The 3389-nt window shown below is 39.6% G+C and carries 2 protein-coding genes and 1 pseudogene; all 3 read left to right on the top strand.

What is annotated here, in order from left to right:
- Positions 1-661, top strand: a pseudogene (locus tag VIG73_RS10500) (urocanate hydratase); the annotation flags it as partial.
- A 65-nt stretch (positions 662-726) separates the two neighbouring features.
- Entirely contained in the window at positions 727-2376 is a 1650-nt protein-coding gene (gene hutU / locus VIG73_RS10495) for a urocanate hydratase (protein WP_194562325.1), read from the top strand.
- A gap of 25 nt (positions 2377-2401) precedes the next feature.
- A partial coding sequence (locus VIG73_RS10490) for a hypothetical protein (protein WP_331641696.1) occupies positions 2402-3389 on the top strand: 988 nt, incomplete at its 3' end.

Raw genomic sequence — 3389 nt, 5'->3', positions numbered from 1 at the left:
TGCTTTCGACTTCCCAGGATTCGTTCCAGCATATTTACGTCCACTCTTCTGTGAAGGGAAAGGGCCTTTCCGTTGGGCAGCACTTTCAGGAGATCCAGAAGATATTTACAAAACAGATGCATTAGCAAAAGAAATGTTCGGACACGATGAAGCGCTTGTGAACTGGATTGATATGGCTCAAGAAATGGTGCAGTGGCAAGGTTTACCGTCACGTATTTTCTGGCTCGGATATGGCGAGCGTCATAAGTTCGCATTGAAAGTGAACGAAATGGTTGCAAGTGGAGAAATTTCAGCACCGATCGTCTTCGGTCGAGATCATTTAGATTCGGGTTCTGTAGCCTCTCCAAATCGTGAGACTGAATCGATGAAAGACGGTTCAGATGCGATTGCAGACTGGCCAATTTTAAACGCATTAATTAATACATCAGGCGGAGCGAGCTGGGTAAGTGTTCACCATGGTGGTGGCGTTGGAATGGGTTATTCTTTACACGCAGGTCAAGTTCTTGTAGCAGATGGTTCAGAAGAAGCACGTCAACGAATTGAACGCGTTCTAGTTTCAGATCCGGGAATGGGTGTCATTCGTCATGCTGACGCAGGATATGAACGTGCAATCGATGTTGCAAAAGAACGTGGTGTACGCATTCCAATGCTTGAACAATAAAATGAATGGCACTGTCCCGCAAGAAAAGTGGGACAGTTTTACCCATTTTCAAAGGAGTGTTGCAAATGAATGAACGAAAACCTTGGTATTCTCCAATCGGCCAAAGCTTATCTTGTGAAACTTGGGAGACAGAAGCGTTGTTAAGATTATTGTTAAATAGTTTGGATCCGCGTGTAGCGGAACGTCCAGATGAGTTAATTGTGTATGGTGGACGAGGTAAGGCAGCACGAGATGAACAATCACTTCAACAAATCATTGCTCAGTTAAAAAGATTGAAACGTGATGAAACATTGCTCATACAATCGGGAAAGCCGGTAGGTGTGTTTAAAACCTATGAAGATGCCCCACGTGTTATTTCTTCTACTTCTATGCTCGTTCCAGCAATGGCGACCGATGCGATGTTTAAAAGTTTGGAAGAAAAAGGATTGACAATGTATGGACAAGCTACAGCCGCAAGTTGGTCTTATATCGGAGTGCAAGGTATTTTGCAAACAACTTTTGAAACGATGGGGGAGATTGCAGCCCGTTACTTTGACGACTCATTAAAGGGACGTATTGTGCTCAGTTCTGGGCTTGGTGGCATGGGATCGGCACAACCGCTTTCTATTTCTATGCACGGTGGAGTATCAATTATTGTAGAAATTGATGAAGAAAAAGTGAATCGTCGATTGTTAAACAATTATTGTGATATAGCCGTTCACTCTACGAAACGTGCGATTGAACTTGCTCAAGAAGCAGCAGAATTAAAGCAACCGTTGGCGATTGCTTTAATTGGAAATGCGCCAGATGTCTATCGTGAAATGTTGAACTTGAATTTTACGCCCTCTATTGTGACGGATCAAACAGCTGCTCATGACTTAGTTGATGGTTACGTACCAGAAGGTCTCACTTTAGAACAAGCTAATTATTTACGTAAAAATAAACGAAAAACATATATTAATTTAGCGCAACGTTCGGTGGTTCGCCATGTGAAAGCGATGCTTGAATTTCAAAGAAGAGAAGCAGTTGTATTTGATTATGGAAATAATATTAGAGGGCAAGCCTATAAAAATGGATTAGAAAGAGCTTTTAATATCCCGAATTTTGTAACCCAATATATTCGTCCACTTTATAGTGAAGGACGTGGGCCTTGTCGATGGATAGCCCTTTCAGGAAGCCCAAGTGACATATATGCAATAGACGAAAAATTATTAAATCGTTACGCGCACGATACTCGTTTACAGAGATGGTTAACTTATGTTCAAAACAATTTACACTTCTATGGATTACCCGCCCGTACATGCTGGTTAAATTATGAAGAGCGAATCGAATTAGGACAAATTTTAAATGATATGGTGGCGAATGGAGAGTTACAGGGACCTGTTGCGATTACGCGAGATCACTCTGAAGCAAGCACGATTGCAGCGCCATACCGAGAGTCAGAGGCGATGAAAGATGGTAGTGATTCAGTAGCCGACTGGCCTATTTTGCTCGGGATGCTCAACGCGAGTGCAGGAGCATCGATGGTCACAATTCAGCACGGTGGAGGAGTTGGAATTGGAAACTCCATACACACGGGTATGACAGTTGTAGCTGATGGAACATTAGCCGGAGCGAAAAAGTTAGAGCGAGTATTAAAAATGGACCCAGCATTAAGTATTATTCGGTTAGCGGATGCTGGTTATGAAAAAGCTCAAGAAATGGTTCGTACCCATAAATTGAAAAAACCATTGTAATGTCGACCAAAGGGGGAGACATAGAATGAAAAAGAACAAGATATTTATAGCGATCACAAACGATACACATAGAACAGTCATACAGAGACAATATAAAAAACAAAATATTGATGAATATTATGAATGGATAGATACGGACTCATTGAGGACAATACCTTTTCAGCTGGGAGACCTTATTTTAGTAGATTGTCAAAAGGTGAAGGGATTGTCAACTCAACAAATGAGTGAAGCGATTGTCGTCGGTAAAAGATTTACTAAAGATGAAATTCGCAAATTTTTTCAACGAGGATGTCTAGATGTAATCGAAATAGACCAAATAACTGAAATATTTATTTATTTAAAAGAGCAACGGTTAATGAGAGAGCGTAGAATTGCTTTTAATATAGAAAGAACGAGACAATTAAAGACAAGCTTAGCTTATGATTTATTATTTGGTGGAATTATGAGTCCACGTGATATTTGGATGAGGAGTCAAGAGTGTGGCTTACTTGCAATGCCAAACCTTGTGTTTGTAGTCCATATTGATCATTTCCATAAATATGTCCGCAACAAGAGTAAAAAATGGAAATGGGCATTACGGAATGAAGTGATGGAGCAATTGGGAAGTTGTTTAGAAGGGATGCATTCTAAATCGATTATCATTCCTGTTGCGCCTGAAAAAATCGCAATTTTATATGCTGCAGAAATTCAAATGAATTACAAAAAATATGAGCAACATGCAATTGAAGTAGCGACACTTTGTAAAAATTATATTTATGAAATGACGAACTACACTGTCACAATCGGAATTGGACGATTTTATGAAGATGTGAGGAATATTCAAATTTCTTTTGAAGAAGCTGTAAAAGCTCAAGAAAACCGTTTCTTTTGTGGGAATAATACGGTTATTCATTACAATCAATTAAAATCAACAGAAGAAGATATGTTGTTTACATTTAATGAAGCAGCATTTATTAGCAAATTGAGAGCATGTAATTTTCAAGCGATTGAAGCAGAACTAAAAGAATTAGAAG

Source organism: Cerasibacillus sp., from assembly GCF_036516575.1.
Taxonomy (GTDB): Bacteria; Bacillota; Bacilli; order Bacillales; family Amphibacillaceae; genus Cerasibacillus.
The sequence above is the reverse complement of the archived record's forward strand: the minus strand, read 5'-3'. Positions and strand labels throughout refer to the sequence as shown.

Excerpts from the sequence above, each read along its gene's own strand:
- hutU (WP_194562325.1), top strand. The coding sequence starts at position 727 with ATGAATGAACGAAAACCTTGGTATTCTCCAATCGGCCAAAGCTTATCT.